Annotated in this window: 15 protein-coding genes and 1 tRNA gene; 5 read left to right on the forward strand and 11 right to left on the reverse strand. The window is 62.7% G+C overall.

Features of this window, described 5'->3' with window-relative positions; genetic code table 11:
• Positions 1-108: 108 nt before the first annotated feature.
• Genes C266_RS05845 through C266_RS05855 form a run of 3 tightly spaced genes read left to right on the forward strand, consistent with a single transcriptional unit; the run spans position 109 to position 1,852 of the window.
• Positions 109-654, forward strand: coding sequence for a hypothetical protein (locus C266_RS05845; RefSeq protein WP_010806325.1), 546 nt, complete (start codon positions 109-111; stop codon positions 652-654).
• Between the two features lie 7 nt (positions 655-661).
• A complete protein-coding gene (locus C266_RS05850) occupies positions 662-988 on the forward strand; it encodes a hypothetical protein (RefSeq protein ID WP_010806326.1) in 327 nt (108 codons plus the stop codon).
• 18 nt (positions 989-1,006) lie between these two features.
• A complete protein-coding gene (locus C266_RS05855; protein ID WP_010806327.1) occupies positions 1,007-1,852 on the forward strand; it encodes an MBL fold metallo-hydrolase in 846 nt (281 codons plus the stop codon).
• A 214-nt stretch (positions 1,853-2,066) separates the two neighbouring features.
• Here the strand turns inward: C266_RS05855 and C266_RS26630 are convergent, their stop codons facing one another.
• Positions 2,067-2,507, reverse strand: a complete 441-nt coding sequence (locus tag C266_RS26630) for a universal stress protein (protein ID WP_306439158.1) — start codon at positions 2,505-2,507, stop codon at positions 2,067-2,069.
• Positions 2,508-2,772: 265 nt separating this feature from the next.
• Positions 2,773-3,054 (reverse strand): amidase family protein, encoded by a 282-nt coding sequence (locus C266_RS05860; RefSeq protein WP_010806329.1) that lies wholly within the window; start codon positions 3,052-3,054, stop codon positions 2,773-2,775.
• Between the two features lie 282 nt (positions 3,055-3,336).
• On the opposite strand from C266_RS05860, the gene C266_RS05870 reads away from it, so the two are divergent.
• Positions 3,337-3,411 (forward strand) — tRNA-Arg (locus C266_RS05870).
• Positions 3,412-3,666: 255 nt separating this feature from the next.
• Here the strand turns inward: C266_RS05870 and C266_RS05875 are convergent.
• The 9 genes from C266_RS05875 to C266_RS05915 all read right to left on the reverse strand — a co-directional run bounded on the left by C266_RS05875 (position 3,667) and on the right by C266_RS05915 (position 22,328).
• Entirely contained in the window at positions 3,667-4,140 is a 474-nt protein-coding gene (locus tag C266_RS05875; protein WP_010806330.1) for a WbuC family cupin fold metalloprotein, read from the reverse strand.
• A 158-nt stretch (positions 4,141-4,298) separates the two neighbouring features.
• Positions 4,299-4,511 (reverse strand): 30S ribosomal protein S21, encoded by a 213-nt coding sequence (rpsU, locus tag C266_RS05880; RefSeq protein WP_010806331.1) that lies wholly within the window; start codon positions 4,509-4,511, stop codon positions 4,299-4,301.
• 326 nt (positions 4,512-4,837) lie between these two features.
• A complete protein-coding gene (locus tag C266_RS27870) occupies positions 4,838-5,140 on the reverse strand; it encodes a hypothetical protein (protein ID WP_010806332.1) in 303 nt (100 codons plus the stop codon).
• Between the two features lie 308 nt (positions 5,141-5,448).
• Positions 5,449-6,078 (reverse strand): hypothetical protein, encoded by a 630-nt coding sequence (locus C266_RS26060; RefSeq protein ID WP_010806333.1) that lies wholly within the window; start codon positions 6,076-6,078, stop codon positions 5,449-5,451.
• A gap of 269 nt (positions 6,079-6,347) precedes the next feature.
• Entirely contained in the window at positions 6,348-18,989 is a 12,642-nt protein-coding gene (locus C266_RS05895; RefSeq protein ID WP_010806334.1) for a filamentous haemagglutinin family protein, read from the reverse strand.
• A gap of 305 nt (positions 18,990-19,294) precedes the next feature.
• Positions 19,295-20,287 (reverse strand): FecR domain-containing protein, encoded by a 993-nt coding sequence (locus C266_RS05900; protein WP_010806335.1) that lies wholly within the window; start codon positions 20,285-20,287, stop codon positions 19,295-19,297.
• Positions 20,288-20,414: 127 nt separating this feature from the next.
• Positions 20,415-20,921: an RNA polymerase sigma factor gene (locus tag C266_RS05905; RefSeq protein WP_010806336.1), complete on the reverse strand. Its 507-nt coding sequence runs from the start codon at positions 20,919-20,921 to the stop codon at positions 20,415-20,417.
• A complete protein-coding gene (locus C266_RS26065; RefSeq protein WP_010806337.1) occupies positions 20,918-21,649 on the reverse strand; it encodes a TonB family protein in 732 nt (243 codons plus the stop codon). The genes C266_RS05905 and C266_RS26065 overlap by 4 nt, the downstream gene beginning before the upstream one ends.
• Before the next feature lie 193 nt (positions 21,650-21,842).
• The gene (locus C266_RS05915; protein WP_010806338.1) at positions 21,843-22,328 is read right to left on the reverse strand and encodes a helix-turn-helix domain-containing protein; all 486 of its coding nucleotides are present in this window, start codon (positions 22,326-22,328) and stop codon (positions 21,843-21,845) included.
• Positions 22,329-22,365: 37 nt separating this feature from the next.
• Between C266_RS05915 and C266_RS05920 the strand changes: the two genes are divergently transcribed.
• Positions 22,366-23,298, forward strand: coding sequence for an aromatic alcohol reductase (locus C266_RS05920; RefSeq protein WP_010806339.1), 933 nt, complete (start codon positions 22,366-22,368; stop codon positions 23,296-23,298).
• The last annotated feature ends 67 nt before the right edge of the window (positions 23,299-23,365 follow it).

Below are 23,365 nucleotides of genomic sequence, written 5' to 3' on the forward strand. Positions count from 1 at the left end.
TGACTTTAATTCGCTATAAACACTGAAAACACCAGACTACCATTACGTTACCGCACTGATGATGCATTTTTCGCAGCAAGGTGCTCATCCGGCACAGAGGACAATCTGATGATCTACACCGTGGAATGCAGCTTCGCCGACGCCCACAGCGAAGCCGAATGGAACGACTTCTACAGCCTTGAAAAGCTGCCCGCCCTGATCTCGGTCACCGGCTTTCACACATCGCAACGCTTCCGGTCGATGAGCGACGGTTGCCCCGTCTATCTCGCCATCCACACGATTGACGGCATGGAAGTGCTGACGGGAGAGGAATATCGTCAGAAAGGTGGTGGCAATTTTGCGAGGTGGCAGCAACACATCACCGACTGGCACCGAAATCTGTATAGCGATATCGGTCTTGCGCCTGCGGTCGGTGCCGATGAAATCCTCGTGCTTTGTTCAAGTGGCCCCGATCCTCTGATTCGAATGGGCCTCGCGCCGCTGGCCATGCACGCCGTTGCGTTGGAGAAGTTTCCGGAGCACCGCTGGCTCGCCGTTCTTTCGCGGGCAAACGCTCCGCTTGTCGAGAGCATCGCCGATGGCCTTCATCTATACGCACCGATGACAGAGCAACTGACAAGCCCCCGCGCTCTTTCGACAGCGTCGACGAAATAGGTCTGCAATGCCGAATGTCACATTCCATATCGAGGCGGGCAGCATGCCTTCCGGGGAGAGCCTTGCCGGGCTTTCCCGCGACTGTGTCGAGCTTTGCACGAACGTCCTCGAGGCCAAACTCGAAAACGTTCACGTCATCTATCTGGATGTTCGGCATGGACACGGCCATCCCGTCTTTGCGGAAATCCAGTATCGCCTCGAGACGTTTCGCACGCCCGCGGTAATGAATCAGTTCATGGAAGGCTTGGAAAGCGCCATTGCCCGCCGCACAGGTCTCACGGCACGCATTCGTTGTTTTGGCTATGCGGCGCCGAGCATCCACGCCCGAAATTAGTCGATCAGGAGAATTGTTGTGTCCGTTTCTGCCTTTCCGAGCCAGCAAGTTGGCGATTTCACCGTTACCGCGATCAGCGATGGCTACCTCACCGCCAGCCTCGACTTCCTCTCGAATATCGAGGCGTCCGAAGCGTCCAGAATGCAACGTGATGCCGGGCAGACGGTGCCCGACGCCGTGCATATCAACTGCTATGTGGTACGCGGCGCGGGCCGCACCATCCTCATCGATGGGGGGGCTGGCGGTATCAAACAATGGGGCGGCCGTCTGAAAGACAATCTGCTGCTCGCCGGTATCGAACCATCCTCGGTCGACACTATCCTGCTCACACATGCTCATCCCGACCATGTCGGGGGACTCGTGAATGCCGCCGGACAGATTGCCTTCCCGAACGCGGAGCTGGTCGCTCATCGGCGTGAGGTCGGATTTTGGCAGGATGAGGGAAATCTCAGTCGTGCGAGCGAGCGGGCACGCGGCAACTTCCGGATAGCCCGTCAGGTGTTCGATGGCTACGGCGACAGGCTGCGGACTTTCGATGATGGGGAGGTGCTTCCCGGCATCCGCGCGATGTCATTGCCGGGGCACACCGATGGACACACGGGATACCTCGTCGAATCCCGGGACCAAAGCTTGCTGGTTTGGGGGGATGTCGTGCATTTTCCTCACATCCAGATTGAACGCCCTGACGTATCGATTGCATTCGATCAAGACCCCACACGGGCAGCCACCACACGATCGAGGCTTCTGGACATGGTCAGTTCGGAGGGACTTCTGATCGCGGGCATGCATTTGGGCGAACTCGGCTTCGCGAGAATCAAGCGGACGCGGAGCGAATACGATCTGCTTTACGTGACCGAAGCCTAAAGCGATGGTGGCGAGAGGCTGCGATCCGCCTCGAGTGTGAGAAGGTCATGTGAAAAAGCTACCGCGCGCATATTGCCGGAAGGGATCTAACCTACGCGCGGATTGAGCAATCCTGGCAAAGACGAGCCCGTCCCGGTGCCTTGCTCGTGGTTCGAGTTTCCAGAATCTCGTTTATGCACCTATCGGCGGCGGTGTCAGCTATTGACCTCACACGTTAGTGAAGCATCGTTACTGGAGTTGAAGTAAAGCGCCAGAGCCTGGCGAGGACTGCCCACCGATGAAAGAAACCGAGATGACTTGCGTCAAGCACCACGATATCTGCATGCACCTGCGCAGCATATTGGGCGATGGTTCGCTCGGCTGGCCCGAACACGCGCTTCCACGTATATGGGACGCCTGCATCATCGAGAATCGCCCGAGTTTGCATTAGCGCATCGCGTGCCGCTTGCTTTTCTCGTCGATGCAATGCGCCCAACGAATGAAACGCAACAGCACGGCTATGGGTCACATCATCAAGCACTTCGATAATCTCAACGTCGGACACACATCTCTCGGTGAACATGAATGCACCGTGACGTGCGGCCTCCGTTGCGCCTTGAGTTCCGAGCACAGGAATAAGCAGTCTTAGCACAATCGACCTCCGGTTACACACCACTTAGTTTTCAACTTCATTGAAGCAAGGACAGTGCAAGGATGGCGTAAACGCACGAGCGCACCCCGTAAAAAACCAATCAAAATTGGCGGTGCCGGATGCCTGCCCAAGATGGTGATTGACTCAAAAAAAACGTAGAAATTGCACTTTCACGCCGACTATGGTTCACGTCACACCCACCAAACGGTATCCAATGCCGGTTTCCGCCAAGAGGTGCGGTGTCCCGCCCAAAACTGCGGGTTACCGATTGATTCACGGCCGTGCGCGTTCAAGCTGCCCTGCGAGTCGGATTGAGTCCGAACAAGCCGTTGTAGCTTGCTGGCACCCGGATCGATCCGGCGGCATAGGTGGCATGCGCGAGCGGGACGGCGTCGGCTGCGCGGAACCGCGACATGGGCCACGAATCGGCCGGGGCGACGACGCCGCTGGAGAGCCGGCTTCCTAGCTCCAGCCGCTTACCGCTCATGGCAACTGCAATATCCTTGACCAAAAACGGTACGCCAGCGACGCGGCATTGATGGCTTCGGCCGTCATCAATAACCTTATCCATTTCGCGCCTCCAGGCTACCGTCTGTGCCTTCGTGCGCAACGTTTTTGCTATACTCTTGCCCTCGCGTCGTATCTGAGCGCCAACGCGTTCCTATCTGTAAGATCGATGTCATCGTCGCCTCCTTGCAGTAGCGAATCTGCAGCAAGGACGACGTGAAACCGAAGGTTGCGGGGTGATCTGGCGTGATACGTTAGGGGTATCACAATCAGCCGGAAGTCCCCGTAGAATAAGGCGATGCCCTTGATTTCAAAGGACGTCGCGCTACTGGATAGAATCCAGTCTCTCCCTGTAGTTCAATGGATAGAACGAGTGCCTCCTAAGCGCTAGATACAGGTTCGATTCCTGTCGGGGGGACCAGCCAGATAAGGCTTTCAGCGTTCCCTGTGACACGTTTGTGTCAAATCGGCAAAGTGGGCCTATGCCTTCGGGGTCGCAGCGGCAACAGCAAGTCAAACGCTATCCCACCCGAAGCCGTCGACTGGATCGACTGGTGTAGTGCGATCGACTAGGCGGCCACAGCGCTGCTCGCCACGGCCATCGAGCTTCAAGGCTGGACGCGCTGACGCCTCAACGGCGCCATCGAATTGCGCGCCGTAGAGGCGCTATCGGGCATCAGGCTGTCCAGCGCTCACCCACTTGTGCCGTCTTGACCCACGCCATGAACGCTGCGGCTTCGGGGGTGTCTGCCGGTGCCGACCAACTCGCGTAATCGGACTCGACGAACGGTCGGTACGGGCCATGCTTCACTTCGAAAATCACCGCCCCCGCATCCAGCGACAGCACGGTGTGATGGGTGCCCTGCGGCATCTCCGTTACGCTCGTGCCCTCTCCGAGCACCTTGCGGTCAGTGACGATACCCGCCTCGTCGAACGTCAGCACAATAAAACGGCCGCGCAGGGCCGTGAGCAACTCCCACGTCTGGCGATGCAGATGCGGGCGAATGTACGTTGCCGGCTCCATCGCGATGGCCAGACGCTGAATCGGATCTTCCAGCGACTCGTGCAGGTTCTGGTTCATGCGCGCACGCGGCGACTGCTCGGCTTGTTGCGTCAGCACGTCGAGTGCGGCGAAAGTCAACGTTTTCATATCGGAATCGTGGGGAGTCAGGGGATAAAAGGATCGCGGCGTGGCAGCGACGGCCACGAGTGTAGCAAATCGATACGCCGCTTCCGTCCATAAAAAAACCCGCCTCGCGGCGGGTTCTTGACTTCACACTTCACTGCGCCATCGGCGCAACGACGTGCTTAGTACATCTTCTTCTTCAGCGTTTGGCTGCGCAGACGCTTACGCAGACGGGCCACGGCAGCGGCCTTCTTGCGCTTGCGCTCAGCCGTCGGCTTTTCGTAAGCAGCGCGTGCCTTGACTTCCTTGATCAGGCCCGTGCCGTCGATAGCGCGACGGAAACGACGCAGTGCAACTTCAACGGGTTCACCGTCTTTGATAACGATCTTGGTCATGCAATATCTCGAATAGTGATTCGGCTCATTCGAGCCGGATATTTAACTTACCGAGCAAAGATACCCTTCCCCGCCCTGCCGGAGACTCCTCCTGCCAGGCGCGACGAACGGACTTGCTACGGACTGCACTACACCACATCCGGCGGGACCGCGACTCACCTCCTCTGCGATCTCCCGATTGGCATTCGACGCCTCGCTCGCTACCGCGAACCCGCATCGCGCCTTCCAGACTGGCTGAACGGTTGATTGATGGCGAAGCAGATACTCATCGTTCGTCAGTGAGCACCACTCCCCCGCACTTGCCCAAATTTTGGACAAGGTCGTGATTATACACATAAAGTGAGTGAAATGCACACGAATTGACCTTCCCCGATACACAACAGACCCCGCCGGCAAGCGGCGGAGCCCTTTGCAACCGGATGAATGACTTCGGCCTCCCCTCCGGTCATGCCGACAATGCGGTGCGAATCGGCCTGAAATCCGCCTTGAAACTTGTGACGCATGCCAGCGACGACGGCGATTTGCGACGGCGCGCCGGTGCCCGTCGTCCATCGCGGCCACGATGGGGTAGCGTCACCCGTTGCGCGCTGGTCGACACCCGTCAGGTACATCTCCGTGCGCTTGCTCAACGAGGGCACTCCCCTTGGCGTTGACTGGAACCAACAACGCGGCTTCGTGCTCTTGGTGATGCCCGGGAGCGCCGTTGTACCACCCACGCTGCCATCGCTGTCGATGAAGGCCAAACCGCTCAGCAGGTAGCACTTGCTTCCACTGCATATGCAATGGAGTGCTTATTAAATGACTAGCGGTGCTTTCCTGCGAAGGAAAAAGCACCGCTGGTGATCGCAAAGCGGGCGCATTTTGACACGTCCGCGACGAAGTCCGCACATGAATGCGGCAATCGTTCCCGATATGCGCCGCTCGCCCTCGTAAGACGCTATGTCGTGCTACGACCCGGCGCCGTCTTGAGCGGCTTGGGTGCCGATGTTCCGACGGGCGCCGACGACGCAGTGCGCTTACGCGTCTTCGCGACACTGCCGGTCGCGACCGGTTTGGCCGTTCTCGCCGACTTTGCCGGTGCCGCGCCATTGGCTGCACCTACGGCGGCGGGCGAACCATTGCCCACTCTCGGCCCTTGCACCAACTTCGTCGCAGCGACAACTTTGGACGTCTTGCCCGGCTTCACCACCTTATTAGGCTTGTCCGCCTTCGCCGCTTTTTTCGGCTTGGCGGCCTTCACGGCCTTCGCAGGTTTAGCCGGCTTGGCGGCTTTGGAAGCCTTGGGAGCTGCCGGCTTAGCAGGGGTCTTCGATGCGGTCTTCGCGGCGGCGGCCAACTCCAGATCGATGGTGTGCTTGAGTCCGGCGATGACCGGCGCTGCCAGATCATCCGCAAAGTGATCGAACCAGCGCTTGGCTTGCAGGAGCTTTTTTCCGCCGAGGCGTCGCTTGTGATCTTCGTCGCTGGCGAGCACCTTGGCCGACAACCGTGCACGACCCTTCGATAGGCGTTCGAGAACGGTGATGATGGTGAACCCGCGATGTAACGTCTTTTGCTCTGCAGACATACTGGCCTCCTGAAGTCCCCATCTCGAGACGGGACCGGATTGGATCGACGCCACGAACCGAATCACGTGGACACGAGCGATCCTACCACGCCGCAGTGCTTATGCCAGCAGGCTCGAGCCCCCGGGCGTCTAGTGTGTGGTGCACACGCCCCCCGGAGGCTCGAACGCTTAAGCAAGCTATTGCACGATGGCCGGAATCGCGAAACGGATGCCCGCTTCCACGAAGGCCCGCATGAGCGCCGGTTTGATGGCCACGCCTCACCCACCGCCTATCGGTCCTGCCGCAACGCCAGGCGTTCCGCGTCGCTCAGACGTGCCCAGAGCGCCGGATCGACCTTCTCGCCCAGCCCTACGATCTGCACCGGGTTTGACGCGCTGTAGCGCACCGTCTCGGGCGACAACGGCGAGCGCAGCGGCAAGACCTTACCGGCGTCTGCCCCTGCTTCCGGCGCATTCCCCTGCCCCAACGTACGCACCGTGAAGATCGACGGCTGCGATGCACGCGCGGCGCTTCGCTCGCGCTGCACGGCGTCCTGCGCGGCAGAGGCGGCTTGCGCTGCACTGGCGCTCGCGTTGGAGAGTGCCGCCACGTTCACGCCAGCGATGACCGGAATGCCGGTCGACTTCCCCTGCACCTGGATGTTCGCTGCGTTCACCACTTGCGGCGCCACCAGATTGATGTTCCCCGATACCCGAATCCCCGCCTCGCCGGCATCGATCGTCCCTAGCGGCGCCAGCAGATCGACGTCGCCCGGCTTCACCTCCGGAATCGGGTTGAGTGTGGCGATCCCCGCGCCGGTGCTCGGCACCTGCGGCGACAGTTTCACGTTGCCCCACTGGTCGTATTCACGCTTGGGCGGCGTATAGACGATCGTGGACTTCGAACCGCGCCCCGCGTTGATATCCCCTTCCGACGACCAGCCCAGAATGCTGCCTCCGAAGGTCGTCATGATCCGGCTCTGGCCGAGCAGAATGCTGCCACGCGAGAACATCTCGATATTGCCGCCGCCTTGCGTAAGCACACCGGACTCTGCCGGCGGCGCCGCGCCCTCGATACCGAAGACCTGGCGCCCGCCCGGCGTGAGGAGTTGAATGTCCCCGCCGTAGTTGGTGCGGATGTAGCCACTGCGCGGCTGATAAATGTTCACCTGATTCAGCTGGTCCCAGATCACCCGATTCCCCCGGAAGATCAGAATGTCGCCCGCGTACGCCGTGGGATTGCCATTCGCATCGGTGTCCGGGGCAAGCGCGGCAATGGCATTGCGGCTGCGCAGGAAGCTGCCGTAGCGCGGGCTGGCCGGATCGTTGTACTCGCGCCCGCCAGCCTTGAGTTCGGCGAAATAGACATCGCGCGCAAAACCCCTCTGCTGCTCCACCGGCAATCCGAGGTAGTACGCGCGGGCTTCGTCTCCGGTGCCCGAAAAGCCGTAACGTTCGGCCAGCCACGTCGCCAATTCCGCTTCGTAGGTCTTCACGACCTTGCCCGCCTGATCGGCCAACGGCACGCCGGTGCGCGCCAGATTGGCCGGGTCCAGATAGGGTTTCACGAACTGGAGATAATCCAGTCCCTTGGCGCCCACACCCGCCTGCATGGCGATGCTCGCACCGGGACGCGTATCGGCCGTCGTGACAGGTCCGACGCTGGTCACCGCAGCACGGTCTTCCATCAGAATGTTGCGCCCGGCGCTGATATCCAGCGTGCCCGGACCGGCGACGTTGAATGAGCTATAGAGAATGTCGCGTCCGGCAGAGACGACCGACACGTCGGTCGCGTTGTTATGAACGAACAGATTGCCCGTGTAGCTCAAATCGAAACCGCTTGCAATGGCCCCAGAGCCTCCCTCAAGCAGCAGGTTGCCACTTCGCACGATGTCGCGTCCCGCCAGCATCCGGACCGGCTGTGCCCCCTCATACCAGGTGCGGCCGCGCCGCGGTTCCCGCTCGAAGAAAGTGCCTGTGCCGGTGAACTTGATGATCCGCCCGGTACTCACCCCAACCAGATCACCATCCACGGCATAGAAGAGCGCCGGGATCGCGCCGGCATTCGGCTGCCCCGTCGCAGAATTCGCGTCGAATGCGAACAGCGGGAACATCCCGAGCCCCGCGCGATTACCGTCGCCAGAAAGATTGGTGGCGTCCGGTGTCTGTGCCATCGACCCACCCACGGGCAGCAACCAGGACAGATACGCGGGCCGTTGCGGCGTCGCAATCGCGCGCTTCGACGCCCCGGACTGGCTGACCGTGAAGCCCCCTGCATAAATCGAGTCAGCGGCGAGGAACTGCAACTGACCGCCCGCGGACGACGGTGCCAGCAAGATCGGGAACGCGTCGTTGGTGGCGCCCTGCACGAGCCCCGGCTTACTGTAGTAGAGACTGCCACTGGCCGCCACCGCGCGCAGCGTCGCCGGATACATCACGGCCTCATCCGTCAACGTGCCGACCGAGGTGTTGACCGGCGTGAGGTTGCCGCCCGCGGTGACCATATCGATGGCCGTGCGATCCGTCCACAAGGTGAACCAGCTCCAGCCGCTACCGTAAATGCCCGTCTTGCTGACATATGGCGAGGCATATTCCATTGGAAGCCGGCCGGGATCGGCAACGTCGTGCGTGACCTGATCCGACAGGGTCGACAGGTTGAACGTCGAATCCCCCGGCACTAAAGTGAACCCACCTCTCATGTCGCCGCGCGTCGACCGGAAGGGATCGAACGCGCGGGTCTCGCCCGCCGTATGTTGTGACCACGCGTTGCCGTAGACGAGGTCGATCGTACCCAGTTGGCCGGCCTTGATCTCGGTGTGACCGCGCAAGTTGCTGACCACACCGTTCGCGTGATCGAGAACATTACTGCCAACAGGATTCACCGCGCCGCTCACGCGCAAATCGAGGTCGCCGCCACCGGTCAACGTCATGCTGCCGTCCGCCGCGACACGGCCGGTGCTCGCAACAGCCAGCACCAGCCCTTGTGGGCGCGGGTTCACCACCTCAGAGAAACGACTGCCGACAAGCCTCGTCAATTGCCCTGCGTCGCCATCGACCTGCGCCGTCAGATTGCCCCCGCCCAGCGTACCGAACCCTGTAAAGCCGATCAGTCGGCTTACGCCCCCGCCAAATGCGCTGACAAAACTGCCGAAGTTGATCCACCACGCTGTCGGTTGCGCCTGGGTGCCGGTGGCCACGCCATCGCTGCCCTGACGCCATAACCAGTTGCTGACACTGGCGCTGTCGTACCCGCCGTCGCCCGGAAGCGGCCGCTGGCTGATCCACGCGCTCGGTTGCAGTATCGACCCCGTCAGATTGCCGCCGACACGCAGCGACAGGTTGCCGCCCTGATCGGGATACCAGGCGCGATACACACTGTCGGCGCCACCGTCGACAAACGCTTCATTGTTGCCTGCGGGCTCGTTGAGCACAGTGCCGGCCGCACTTCTCGCTCGCGGCAGGTTGTACGGATCATCCGGGCGAGTCTTGGCCGACGACGTACCGGCGGTGTAGACACCGTACAACGAGTCCATTCGCATGTTGCCGCCACTGAGCAATTCAAGATCGCCCGTGCCAGTGCGCAAGACGCTGAAGCGCTGACTCGTCGCGTAGTAGTTGTACGTCATGCCCGGCGCGGTACACCACCCCGGGTTCTCATCACACATCGTCGGCCAGCCGAGTTTGACCGGGTCCAGCACGTCACCCACATGGAGCGACGGATCGCCCCATTCGTCGATCCCTTGCTGCGTCCACGTATAGCTGACCTTGAGGACGCAATATGCCGGTGAATCCGAGCAGAAATCATCGACGGAGGAGTCGACACCCAGCTTTTTGAGCAGGGCCTCGTCGATCTTTTCGCCTGCCACAATGCCGTCAATCCCCAAATCCGCCGCCTCCTGCGTCCAGTACTGAACCCCTTTGGGTGGCACACCCTTGCCGTACATGCCGTAGTGGCTGTCTGCCAGCCGCAGGTCCCCATGCACCGGACGCGTTTGTACGATCCGGCTATCGGCCGCAGTTGTATCGGCCCCCGCGACCAGCCGCAGCGACCACGACTGAGATCCCTCGGGCAGCATCTGGGCAATGGCCCACGACTTGCCTTGCCGGCCGGCAATCTCCGGACGCAGCTCGATTGAGTCGACCCCCGCGAGCAGTTTCACGTCGGTACCTGACGGGATCACCGCCCCCGCAGCAAGCGCCTGTGCCCCGTTGAGCAACACCACGTTTCGTTTCAGATCGCCTTCGCCCGGATCAGGTGTTCCTAGCAACGGCACGCCCTTAGGCCAGAGCATGGCGCGTGCGCTCACGCCCAACGGCAACACCGAGCCAGGGTCGATCCGGGAATCGGCGGCAAGCGTTACCGACGTCTTCAGCAGCGTGCCAGCCGCAAACAAGACATTGCCCGCGCTGTCGCGCACGGCGCCCGTGAGTACCGTGCCGGCGGGCAATATCAGAGGCGCGTCGAGCGTCACTGTCACCGGCATGCGCGTACCGGCCGGTATGACAACGCCCTTGATCGGCAAGTCGTAGTTGAGGATCGCCCCGGCGGGGAACGCGGTACCGTCGGCCAGCGTCACGCCCAGCCCCGGCACGACGATGTCGTCTCCGCCGAAGTTCATGCCCGGCAGCAGCTTCCACCCGTTATCGTCCTTGGTGATCGGCGGCGGCGAGAAGCCATCGTTGATGCTGCCGAAAATATCGAGATTTCCGCCCGCCCGCACGGTGAGCATGCCCACCTCTCCAGAACCGTAGACGTTGGTCTTCGCCGAGAGCGGATTGAGGCTCGCGTAGCGATAGCCCGACAGATCGAGGTCACCGCGAACGATCATGTCGCCGTCGGCGGTCTTGCTCACAACCTCCACGCCGGGACGCAAATGCAACGCGCCGAGGTAGTCGGCGTTATTGAGCCCCGCCATCTTCACGTTCAGCAAATTGCCGTTGGCCAGTGCATGGTCGATGAAGGTCGTACTGTCTGCGTGCTTACCGTCCATGTACGCCTGATCGATCACCTGATACGGACGGCCGCCGGCCGCCAGTTCCAGCACCGGCTTGCCGTTCGCATCGAGCAGGACGTTGCCATTGGCATCCTTGAGCGTGGCATATGGGGCGTCGTCGTACCGCTGCATGCCGTTCAGTGCAATGGACTTGGCCCCGCGAATGGTCAGACCGCTGCGAGCGTCGATGGCAACGTCACCGTAGGTGGTGGCATCGGCATCGCCCACGCTGCCCTGACTCCCCAGGCGCGGCGCGTTCAGCGTGAGCGTGCCGCGCGGCACGCCGTCGTTCTGCCCCGCTGCCGTGCCGAACGCCGCATTCGTGCCGTGACGCAAGTCGATCTGTGCGCCACGCCCCAGGGTGAGGGTGCCATTGCCCGAACTGAGTTCGACGATGGCTCGGTTCGGACTGTCGATGATCTTGCCGTAACTGTCCACACGCAATACGGTGCTGTGCGCGTCGAGCACCGCAGTATCGGCCAGCGTGAGACCGTTTTTCCCCGCGAGCCGGATCGACCCGACACGCTCGCCGCTGGCGTCGATCATGCCGGCGACGGTCAGACTGCCGTTATCGACCGACACGTTGACGTCGCCCGCCTTGAGTTCACTGCCGATGGTGAGGTCGCCGCGCTTGAGCTGGAAACTGCGCCCGCCGAACACGCCGCCGTCGTTCAGCCGCGTGTTGAGCGCCGCGAACTGCGCATCCGGCGACCCGGCGCCCAGCGATTGCGCACGGATCTCCACTCTGCCCGGCATGAACGGGACCCACGTGCCGGCGGCATCGTAGTGGCCGCTGCTGTTGCCGAGAATCCGGCCTTCCAAATCCACTTGCCCCGCTGCCGCATCCAGGGCGATGGCCTTTAGCGTGCCCGCGCTGCTGTTGACGGCGGACAGATCGATGGTCGACCCGCCTGACTGGAAGATGTTGCCGCCACGGCTCTCCAGCACAACGTCGCCTCCCCAGGTGAATTTGTCGACGTCGAAGAAGCTGCGTTTGCGCCCTGCCAGATCGATCTGCGCGGCGTCGGCCAGCGTCAGATCCTTATCGGCAATCAGCGTGAGCTTGCCGCCAGGCAGCACCACGGCCGTCGCCACGCCCAAGCTATCCCCGTGCAGTGTCAGATCTGCGCCCAGCGCGTCGATATCCCGCGAGCGATCGACCGGCACCGCACCTGCGGGCGACGCCACGGAAACCGCGCCGCCAGCGGTGATCCGGTTCGAGGAACCGGCCGCCCCCGTCATGAGTGGCGTCGTCAGGTTCAGGTTACCGCCGCTGTACTGGAAGCCGCTCAACGCGTCATAGGCGCCCTTTGACTGATACACGGACAAACTGCCCTTGTGATTCGACGTCACACGATCGCTGGCGCTGATGTTGACGTTGGCAAAACCCAGCGCCAGACGGTCGTACGACTTGATGCTGCTTGGTTGCGAGAACGGTCCGAAACCGAACTCGAAGCGCTCCGTCTCCAGATTCAACGTGCCGCTGCCAGTGCCTGCCCCATGGGTGATCACGGCGCCGGGCTCGCTCTGCGCCCCGCCCCAGATCAAGTTGGCGGTACGGATAGTGGCCGCCGTCGCGGCATCGCCCTGCCCGTAGATGGCCGGCGTGGTGAGCACCAGACGGCTCAGCACGGATTTGCCGGTTGTCTTGTCGTAGGTATCGAGCGTGACGTCGCCGTAGAAGTTGACGCTGTTCGCCGCGCTCAGTGTCAGCGTCTCCAATGCCGGGGCACCTGTCGACGTGTCGCCGCGCAGCAGTCGGTCCATCAGACTCTGGTTCATCGCCAGACCGTTCGCGCGAGTACCGTTCGCCTGCGCTTCGGCAAGCGCTTGCGAGGTACCGACGTTGATGGCGCCCACCGCAAGCGTGAGATTGCGCGTGCCGTAGCGCACAGCGTCGTCGAGCGTGAACGAGCCGGTCGTTGCGGCAGCGATCGTGCCTTCGGAATAGAGCGTTGTCGTGCCGGTGCATGCGCCACCGGGACAGTTGCCTATCTCGATCCCCCCTCGCGCGGCAGCACTGGACGGCAAGAGATTCACCAGCCCGTTGGACGCCGCGAGTACATAGCCGTTTGCCTGATAGATGAATCCGTCGTTCGCGTCGTAAGCGACCTTGCCCCGGCCGAGCGTGTTGATGCCCGCCCCCTGCTCCACGCGAATCAGACCACCCGCGAGCGGATTTCCGGTATTATCCGCCGCCACGAGGAACACCTCCGGTGCCGACAATATCGCGCCGCTACGCAAATAGAGCTGCTCGGGCATGTCATAGCCAAAGCTGATGTAGTTGCCACCCTGACCGTAGGTTGTCACCGGCGTACCGCCAAGCACGATGCGTGATGCGCCGATATTGTTCAGGGTGTCCGCGCGCAGCGTGACCCCCTTGAATCCGGGCGTGGCATTGGCGTTCTCGGCCACGACTTCCAGCGCCTGAATCCCAGCGCTTCCCCTCGGCGTCAATACCGACACCGTGCCACCGTAGCCGCCTTGCGCCGCATCGAAACGGCCCGTGCCATCGAAACGGAAGGCATTGGCACCGGCGCCCGGCTGTAGCGCCAACTGAAGCGTTCTGGCGTCGACCGGCAACGCGGGACGCGGAATACCGCGCCGCGCCGCATCGGCTATCGCGAACGTGGCATAGTCGGTCTCGTTGTATTGCGAATAGGTACGCAACACATTCGCCGGTGTCAGGATCATCTGGCTGGCAAGACTGTCGCGAGACCCTGTGCCTGCCGTCGACAGGGTTCCGGAAGCGGACCACGAGCCGTTGCGCATGGCCTGCGCCGATGCGCCCGCGCCTTGTCCCGCACGTCCGTTGATTTCCACGCGGAACGCGCCCGGCAGCAGCGCATAAGTCGAAGGCATCAACGTGTAGGTGCCTGCGGGCAGACCGGGCACGCCCGCGCCGATAGTGATCTGGCGGCCGATGGCCGGATCGCCAGTGCCGCCTGCCGACGGTGCGTAGGCCCTTTGCACGCCGGGAACGATGGCGTAGACCGGGTTGGTCTTCGAATCCGGCAAGACGAATCCGCCATTCGCACCGACCTGCATCAGCGGATAGAAGCGCGCGTCGGTGGAACCGCCTCGCCCCGACACGAAGCCGGCACCCATGAGGTCGCCACCGCCCGAAAGGTCGACCAGCGCGCCGCGCTCAACGCTGACCGACTTCCCCGCCAATACCAAGCCGGCAACGCCGCCCGCGCCCTGGAAGGTGACGTCCTTGCCGTTGTAAGTCCAGCTTTGACCGTCGAGCGTGCCCCCATAGGGCATGGTGAGACCGGCACCACTCACGGATGTCACGCTGCCGGGCAAAAGACGGACGGTCAGGCTGTTCGCGCCGTCATAACCCGGCGTGCCAAGCTGAATGCGTCCCAATGGTGCACGGACCACACCGCCCTGTTCCACGTTCGCGGCCAGCAACGACAGCGAACCGAATGCCGAATACGGGAGCTCCGGAATGACATCGGTGGTGCGTGCGACGCTCAGCTTACGCGTCGGGTCGTAGCCGGCCAGCCCCTTGACAACACTGTAGCCGGCCCTGACCGCAGCACCTGCACCGGTGCCCGGGTACAACTGCGCGGCGCGAAGCGTGATGTCTCCCGGGCCGGCCAGCACCGTGACGGGCTCCCCGCCATTCCACCCGTCGCTAGTGGGCATAAACCGCAAGTCGCCACGGCTGGTCAACTCAATGTTACCGGCGTCGACGGCCACCCCGCCGCGAACGTCGATGAGGTTGGCTTTCGCATCCAGTTTGCCAATGAGCGGGCGCGGCGCAGGCGTTACCTCGCCCGGGACGACGTACCCGTCCCGAGCATTCAAACGTGCCTGAGCCAGACGCAGGTACGACGCATCGAGGTGGACGTTCGACGGCGCGGCAGCGCCTTTCGCCGTCGTGAGGCCGCCGTAGATCTGCAGATTCTGGTTGAGCTTGAGCGAAACATCGCCAGAAAATCCAACTTGCCCGAGGATGGAAAAGTTATCGAAGCCACCTGCCTCGATCTGTGCCACGGACAATCGGCCGTACCCATAAGTCAGTGCGGCGGCGGCCTGTGCGGGCGTCAGCATGCCGTGCAAGGGGCCCTCACTCTGGACTTGCTCAACAGTCCATTCACGCGATGCAAGCACGCGCGCGGTCGCCGCCTGCTGCAGATAGGCCGCACTCACCTGCGCAACGGAGAACGTGCCCCCCGTCGCACCAGCACCACCGGCAGCCGCTCTGAACGCACCGTCCAGATACAGGCCATTGTTCGACGCAATCGAGATATTGCCGCCGTTGGTCGTGACCTGTCTTACGCCCTGTCCATCGACGTTGAGCATCGCCTGCGCGCCGGAAGCATCGAGTACGGCACCGTTACGCACGACGACGAACAGGTGCGTGCCTGTCGCGCTGCCGGTAACATGATCGATCTCTGCGCCGATGACGATATTGCCGCCGTTGCGCACCAGTCCGTAGGGATTGCCACGCGCGTCGCTCGCCGTCGCCGCCCGGGCCGCCACGTCCAGAACGGCGCGCTCGCCAATCCAGATCGAGCGGGCATGCCCGTGTGCGTTGACCGTCTCGGCCACCACGGCATTGTCCTTCATGTCGCCCAACGTAATGTTGCCGCCCCAGGCGTTCAAGGTGCCATTCACCGTAATCTGGCCGATGCCGCTCAATGCGATCGACTGGCCAGGGTCAACGCTGACGGCAGCGCCCTTTCCAATGACCAACTGCGCCGTCGCCATGTCCTGCGCCGTCGAGAGGTAGTTGCCGGTTTGCAGGGCAAGACTCGCGCCTTTGCGCTGGGTGAGCACCGCCTTGGCGGCGTTCTCCTGATACAACGGCGGAGTCCACACCGTGAACCTGTCGCGCAGGTCGTTTGCCGTCGTCAGATCGCGCGCGTCGTCGGCACGTCGATAGACGGGCATCGTCACATCGACATGCGCGCCGTCGCTCACGCTCAGGCCTACCGCACCGTTCACCCGATAATTGGAGAACCCCTTGTTGAAGAAGTCGCCGCCGAGCGTCAGGGTTCCCGCATCCGGCGCTGCGAGTGCATCGCCGATCAGTACCTTCTGCGAGAGCACGTCGAACGTGCCGCCACCGCCGAAGCCATAGGCACGAAGGGCAGCATCGGACCCCAGCGCAAGCGTTGCGTTGTCGCCCGTTGCCGCCAGCGTCACATCGCCGCCGCGCCCGCCTTGCAATTTACCGTCGCTCGCGAGCGTCGCCCCCGAGGAAACGTCGATGAGACTGCCCTGACCCAGCCTCACGTTGCCACTGCCGCGAATGACAACGCTGCCGCCATCGCGATACGGCAGACCGTCGATCCGGTCCGGGTTCGTCACCAGGTTGCTCCACAGGCCGCTCGCATCGAGTTTCACGCCCTGGGCCAGGGTGACGTTGCCCACGGGCGCGCCGGAATTGACGATGGTGTTGACAAGACCGTTCGTATCCATCTGACTGAGCAGACTGCCAATCTGGATACGGCCGCCGTGCGCGCTCACGTTGGCGTTCACCGCCACGTCGTTGCCATACAAGGTGACGAGACCGCCGGACGCGGCCTGAAGGTCGCCACTGACCTCGATGCGGTCCTTGGCGGCAAGGCGTATCGCGCCGAGCGAAAAGCCGTTGAGCTGCGACGTGTCGAGCACCAGCTTGCCCTGACGCTCAGCGGGTGTCGCCGTGGTGAGATCCAACCCTGCCGCAACGCGCGCTTGCGTGTCGCGCAAGTCGACCTCGTTCATCACCGCACTCAGGTTGTCGTAGAGCAGGCCGCTGGTCTTGTCGTACATCGACTGATACTTGCCGACGATCAACTGCCCTTGACGTGCGACGGTGTTCTGCGACTGGTTGTATCCATCGAGATCCGGTGCCGGGGCTTGTGTCTGCCGGGCACCCTGGAAGACGTTGCCGACAATGCCGCCTTCGAGCACCGCGCTCTTGGCCGAGACCACGAGCCGCCCGGCGTCGCGACCGACCGTGTAGCCATTCTCAAGGCGTGTCGACGGCGCGATGAGCGGTGTGGCGTAGTAGCGGGTCGCGCTGTCACCCCAGCGGGCGTGGACATCCTCGAAGCCCTTGTAAATGCCGGTGTAAAGCAGGTCGGCCGGGGCCTTCGATACTTCGTACAGACTTCCGTCGGCACCCTTGAGCCAAGTCTGCCTCAGATAGCCGGTCTGCACATTGAACGTGCCGCCCGACAAATTGATGTTGGACCCCGATTGCGTAACGACGTCCGCGCCGCCGAAGGTCAGCGTGCCACCCTGTGCCATCCATTCGCCAACGCTATGTCCCTGGGTACCGAGGTAGCCGCTGACTTCGAGCAAGCCGCCTGCCGTGTACCAGCGGTCGCTGTCGTAGCCGTTCGTGCCCTTTGGAACGAAGACGACTTTGCGGCGGTCGATCCACACATCATTGCTATTGAGCAGTTTGCTGCCGCGATTGCCCGGGGCATCGCGTTGCTCGTTGCCCTGAACGTTGACCTTGACGTTGTTGCTCTCCATCGACAGATTGACGCCGACGGCACCGGAGACATCGAGTTGGGCGCCGTCGCGCACCAGACTGCGTGTCGCCGCGTTGACGATGATCTGTCCGCCGGTCGCAAGCGTCAGCGAGTCCTGCAGGAAGTCGACGGTGCCCGCGCTGATAATCTCGATACGCGACTGGTCGCGACGGTCGTCGACCGGTGTAATGTTGTAGGCCCCCTCGACGGGCGGCCCGAGCAAGGCGCTGCGCTGACTGTCCAGCGCGCTGCCGTTGCCATCGATCACGATGGCGGTCGCCGCCCCGCGCCCAACGGCGATCTTGCTATCGGCCCCCACGGCCAACAGATGGATCGTGCCGCGCGTGTTGACCGATGTGGTGGCAATTGCCACGCCGTTTTGCTGGACGTCGCGCCCGGCGAGCGTGACATCGCCCTCGCGAGCCATGATCAGGCCCGAATTGGTCACGAGTCCGGCCGCGCTGTTGGCGGCGAATTGCGGCGTAATCTCGCTGCCGCGTGTGGTCGACGCCGGGTTGCTGTTGGTCCCGACACCGCGCTTGATGACAAAGCTGTCGCCTGCCGCCAGCACCGCCTGCCCCTTGAGCGTGGCGATGTCTCCTGCGTTGTGCACTTCCTTACCGAGCAGCAACACGTATCCGCCACCGTCGGTCGACGCGCCGGGTGCGCGCGTCGCGATCTGCGCACCGGCCAATACCTCCACCTTGCCCGCAGCCCCGGTGAATGTCGGGGTGCTGGCCCCGACACCATAGATGCCATTGTTCTGAAATTGGTCGTTGCTGATGTTGGCCGCCGCCGCCACGAGATTTCGCGTGTCGATCTGGCTGGACCCCGTGAACACAACACCGTTCCGGTTGGCGATCAGCACCGTGCCATCCGCCTTGATCTGCCCCTGAATCACGCTCGGCCGGGCTTTCGGATCGTTCACGCGATTGAGCACCGCCCAGTCGCGCTGCTGCTCGAAAGCGACCGTGGTGTTCTTGCCGACGTTGAACGTCTCCCAGTTCAGAATGGCCTTGTCGGCGGTTTGTTGCACCGACACCGTGGTCTTGCCGCCGGACACGGTCTGGGTCGGCGCGTTGACGTTGATCCAGCCCTGCGTCAGGCTGTTGGAGTCGACTTTCAGGCCGCCGGCGGTCAAACCGTCCGGCACTGAGGCGTCGTTCTGCGCGGCCTGTCTGGCGGCAGCCTGCATCGATTGCTGCGCCGCGATGGCCTGCGCAGTGATGCCCAGATTATCGATGGAGCGTTGCAGTTGAACGTTCGCAAGACGCTGTTGCTCGGACGGCGTATTTAACGATGAAACTGGCATGCCGTTAGGCAGTCTGCCGGTCTGCGTCGCCGTATTCTGTGCAGCGCCCCGAGCGGCGAACCAACCTGCGCTGAAAGCCTGTTGCGCATGCGCCTCGACGAACATGCCGCCCGTCGCCAGCGCCATGGCAATAGCACGCGTCATCGGTGCTGCACGAAACAAGTTTCTCAGTTGTTTAGGATACCGTAATTTTCGTGCTGCGCCCGTGTGACCGCGTGTGCTCATCTCAAATCCTGCCGGTAAAGGGTCAATACCACTCGACTGCCCGCCCCGTGCCGGGAAGTCCTGTTCATCGGGGTACGCCGGACACCCACGACGTATCGTCATGATGACAACGCGACCCCATGCTCAAGGACGAACGGCGAACCCATCCACCCGCAGAATATTTCGAAGAATTTTTTCTGTAAGAGACAGCGACACGACATGGCGGCCACGTCGCTGCGAAGACGTCAGGAAAGTACGACCAATCCACCCGGCAATGCGCGGGCATTCAGGCCGAAAGTGCGCTCCAGTTGCGCCACGGCCATATCCAGCAACGTAATGTCGAAGCTCCCACTCACGGGCTGGCTGCGCAACGACGCGTTCATCAGCACCACCCTGCCGCGCCGGTAACGGTTGATCTCGTCGAGTACCTGACTGAGCGGCGTCTCGCGGAACACCAGCATACCGTTGCGCCATGCGGAGACATCGGCCACCGCGACACGTCTGACGCGACCAACCGTCGCGTCGTCGTAGACGGTCTGGTCACCGGCCCTCAAGACATGGCGGCCGGCGGGGTGATCGACGCTCACGGCCCCGTCAATACACGTCACGCAAACACCGCTGGCCAGACGGCGCACTTCGAAACGTCCCGCATTGGCTTCGCTGCGCCCCGCACCGGCGATGACGGCAAAGGCGGCACCGCCCGCCGCCACATCGACCGCAGCCTCCCCGGTCAGCAGCCGAATACCGACCATTTTCGCACCTGCGGTTTCCCGGCGAATGCTGGTCTCGGTATTGAGCATGACGTTCACCCTCGACGCCACCGAGATCGTGCGCTGCTCGCCGGTTGCCGTGCGGAAATCGGCCCCCCACGCTGCCGGGGCGGGCCAAAGGCCGGCAGGGGGATGCAGCATGGCAACGCCGGCGACCACGGCAGCGCTCGCGGCCGCACCAAGAAACGCGCGGCGGCCGAGATTCGGTCCATTCAGCGCGCGCACATGCTGCCGGGCCGCTTCGGGATTGCTCACCAGCACCTCGCGCGCGGCGGGCTTGATCAACGCCCACGCCTGCCTGGCCTCGCTGAAGGCAGCGTGATGCGCCGGACTGGTGTGCAGCCAGCGCTTGAACGCGTCGGCATCCCACGACGTCACGTCACCCGAGCTTAGACGACGCAGCCACGCCCATGCCTGGCGCTCAAGGTCGCCCGACGACGGGCCGCGGTTGTCGTCAACGGAACTCACGCGTTTTCCCCATAGACTGCGCCATCCGGGAAGGATATGGCATGCACGAGTGGCAGGCGGGCTGCCTGAAATTTGGCCTCATATGCAAAGACGAACGAGCCCCCTGGGGAACCGCAGACTATTTTCATCATCGGTCTTTCCGGGCGATCAGGTAGTCGTGCGCCCGCTTCAGATCAGACTCGACCGTGCGCAGCGAAACGCCGAGCCGCCGAGCCACTTCCTTTTGTTCCAGTCCGTCCCAATGGACCATCAGCACAATCTGGCGACGCCGTTTGGGCATGGCGTCGATGAACTGACGCAGCGCCTCCACGCGGGAGCGTGCCTCCACGATCTGCTCCGGTCCAGGCGAGGGATCGGCCATGTCCATGAGTTCGGCGATTTCGTCGAGCGGCAGGGCTCGCCCCTGACGGCGCTGTATGTCGACGGCGATATTGACGGCCATGCGCAACAGGTAGCCTGCCGGACTATGGATCGGCTCGTCTTCCTCGCGACTGTGCACGCGCAGCCAGGTGTCTTGAAGCGCATCGCCGGCGAGATCGCCGTTGCCCAGCAGGCGTGTCATGCGCGACTTGAGCGTGGTGTAGTGCTTGGTGAGATAGTCCACCAGCACCATCGGCGGCGTGTCGTCGCTCATGAGCCCGCCCTGGCTGCCGGGTCGGCGTCGCACGACATGCCGAATTCGGCATCGCGCGGCAGCAGCAACATCGTGACCGGTTGCGCGATGTCCTTGGGCGGTGCGGCGTCCATGCGGAGGTCACGTAGCGTTTCGAGTACTGCGATGTCCCGGCGACGGTCGCCCGTCGAGCCGATCAGGCGGGGATGCTGGATGTGCCCGGAGGCGTCAAGCTCGAAGCGCAGCACGGCACGATAGCGGCCGGGCACGGTCAGCGGGTTGCCACACAACGCCTGCCAGACGCGTGCCTGCACAAATCCGGGATAGCCGGTCAGATTGCCCAGCCCATTGGGCGACGGCACGGCGGTACTATCACTCGCTGACTTCAGGATGAACGCGCTGCTTTGCCCCATATTGAATTTCTCAGCCGTCAGGCCCGTGCCTTCGAGCAATTTATGCAGGGCGGCCTCGGGCGAATATCTGCCCTGAACGGCCGTTGAGATTTGTCCCGCGAGGATTTCACTGCGATAGAGCGCCGGTTGACGCGCCGTGGCGCCATAACGCTGGAGCGCGTCGGTCAGCGCTAACGCCGGAATATCGAAGTCGATGCGTGATTCGGTCTCCTGCACCGGCGCGACCTGCCCTATTGCGGGGTTCGCACGCGCCGGCGAAATCGCCGAAGTCAGCGCCAGGAAAATCGAACATCCCGCCAGCGCCAGCCAACTTGTCGATGCCCGATCAGCTGTCATCTTCTGTCGCGCGCCCGTCCAAACACCAAGGGCCGCGTGAACCAAACCTTTGGCAAATGCGAGTCAGATTACTTGTCCGACATGAAATTTCGGTGACAAACGGCATTGCGCGCCGTGTTTTAAGGTCTGCAAAAAGTTCGTGGGCCGAATTGAATCTTGACAGCTACGGGTAGCGGGTAGCGGGTAAAGCAGACTATTCCTGCCGACGCGACAATTCTGGCGACGGATGCTTCGATGACGATTTCTCGTCGTATCGCTGCCGGGCATCGCGAAAACCGGCCGCATTGTCGATAACCCATCGCCAGAGCGGGAGCATGCCCACCAGCAGTCCTCGTCCTGACTCGCTCAGACAATAATCGACGCGCGGCGGCACTTCGCCATGGTCGTGCCTGACGATCAAACCGTCGCGCTCCAACTGACGCAAGGTCCTCGTCAACATGCGCTGCGTCACGCCATCGAGCCTGCGCGCAAGCGCCGCGTGGCGCAACGTGCCCGCCACCCCCAAGGCATGCACCACACCCAGCGACCAGCGATTCCCCGCATGCGCCAGTATCTCGCGCTTGAGGCCGTCGTCGTCTGTGCTCAGTGCGTCGCAAGCCTCTTGCGACTGTCGCAGGAGTTCGTCAAATGAGGGCGTCTTCGGCGGTATCACGGGTGTGCCTTCTTCTCGCGGGTCCATAACGCTCCTATTATTCGCAACTCAACAGGAGTTGCAAATGCCCAATCAAATCCCGCCGAAAGGCCCCACCCTCGTGCTCGGTGCAGGGGAACTCGGTGCGAGCGTGTTACGCGAACTCGCCAGACTTCGCGATGCAGGCCAAGTGACCTCCGTCTGCGTTCTGCTGCGCCCGGGTGCCAACGCCGCCTCCGTCGCCATGATGCGCCAGCTTCGAATCGACGTTGCCGAGGTGGACCTCGCCGCCGCCAGCGAGGAAGCGCTGGCCACCGTCTTCTCTGCATTCGACCAGATCATCTGCTGCACCGGCTTCGTCGGTGGCCTCGGCACTCAACGCAAGATCACCGCTGCCGTGTTGGCCGCAGGGGTTGCTCACTACATCCCCTGGCAATTCGGCGTGGATTACGACGTCGTCGGCCGGGGCAGCGGCCAGGATGTCTGGGATGAGCAATTGGACGTGCGCGAGATGTTGCGCAATCAGGACAAAGTACGCTGGACGATTGTGTCGACCGGGATGTTCACCAGTTTCGTCATTTTGCCGGCATTTGGTCTGGTGGACCTCGAACAGGACACCGTGCACGCACTGGGTGACTGGGACTACAAGCTGACCGTCACGACGCCGCACGACATCGGCCGATTGACCGCCCTGATCGCGTCGTCCCGGCCATCCTTCGATGACAAGGTCGTGTATCTGGCGGGCGACACGTTCACCTATCGCGAACTCGCCGACACGTTGGAGACCGTGCTTGGCCGTCCCTTCAAACGGGAACTCTGGCGCGTGCCGCAACTGAAAGCCGATGCGGCGGCGCATCCCGACGACGTGATGCGCAAGTACCGGGTTGCCTTCGCGCGGAACGATGGCGTTGCCTGGCCGAAAAACCAGACACTCAACGACAAACTGGGCATGCCGGTCACAGATCTCGCGACATGGTTGCGCGAATGGCGGGACCGCGGCAATGATCGGATGTCGTGATCACAGGCGCCGACGGATGCCCCCACCGCCCGTGGACACGGAAACCATCGGCGGCGCCACCGTTCTT

It is taken from the genome of Pandoraea sp. SD6-2 (assembly GCF_000389825.1).
Lineage (GTDB): Bacteria > Pseudomonadota > Gammaproteobacteria > Burkholderiales > Burkholderiaceae > Pandoraea > Pandoraea communis.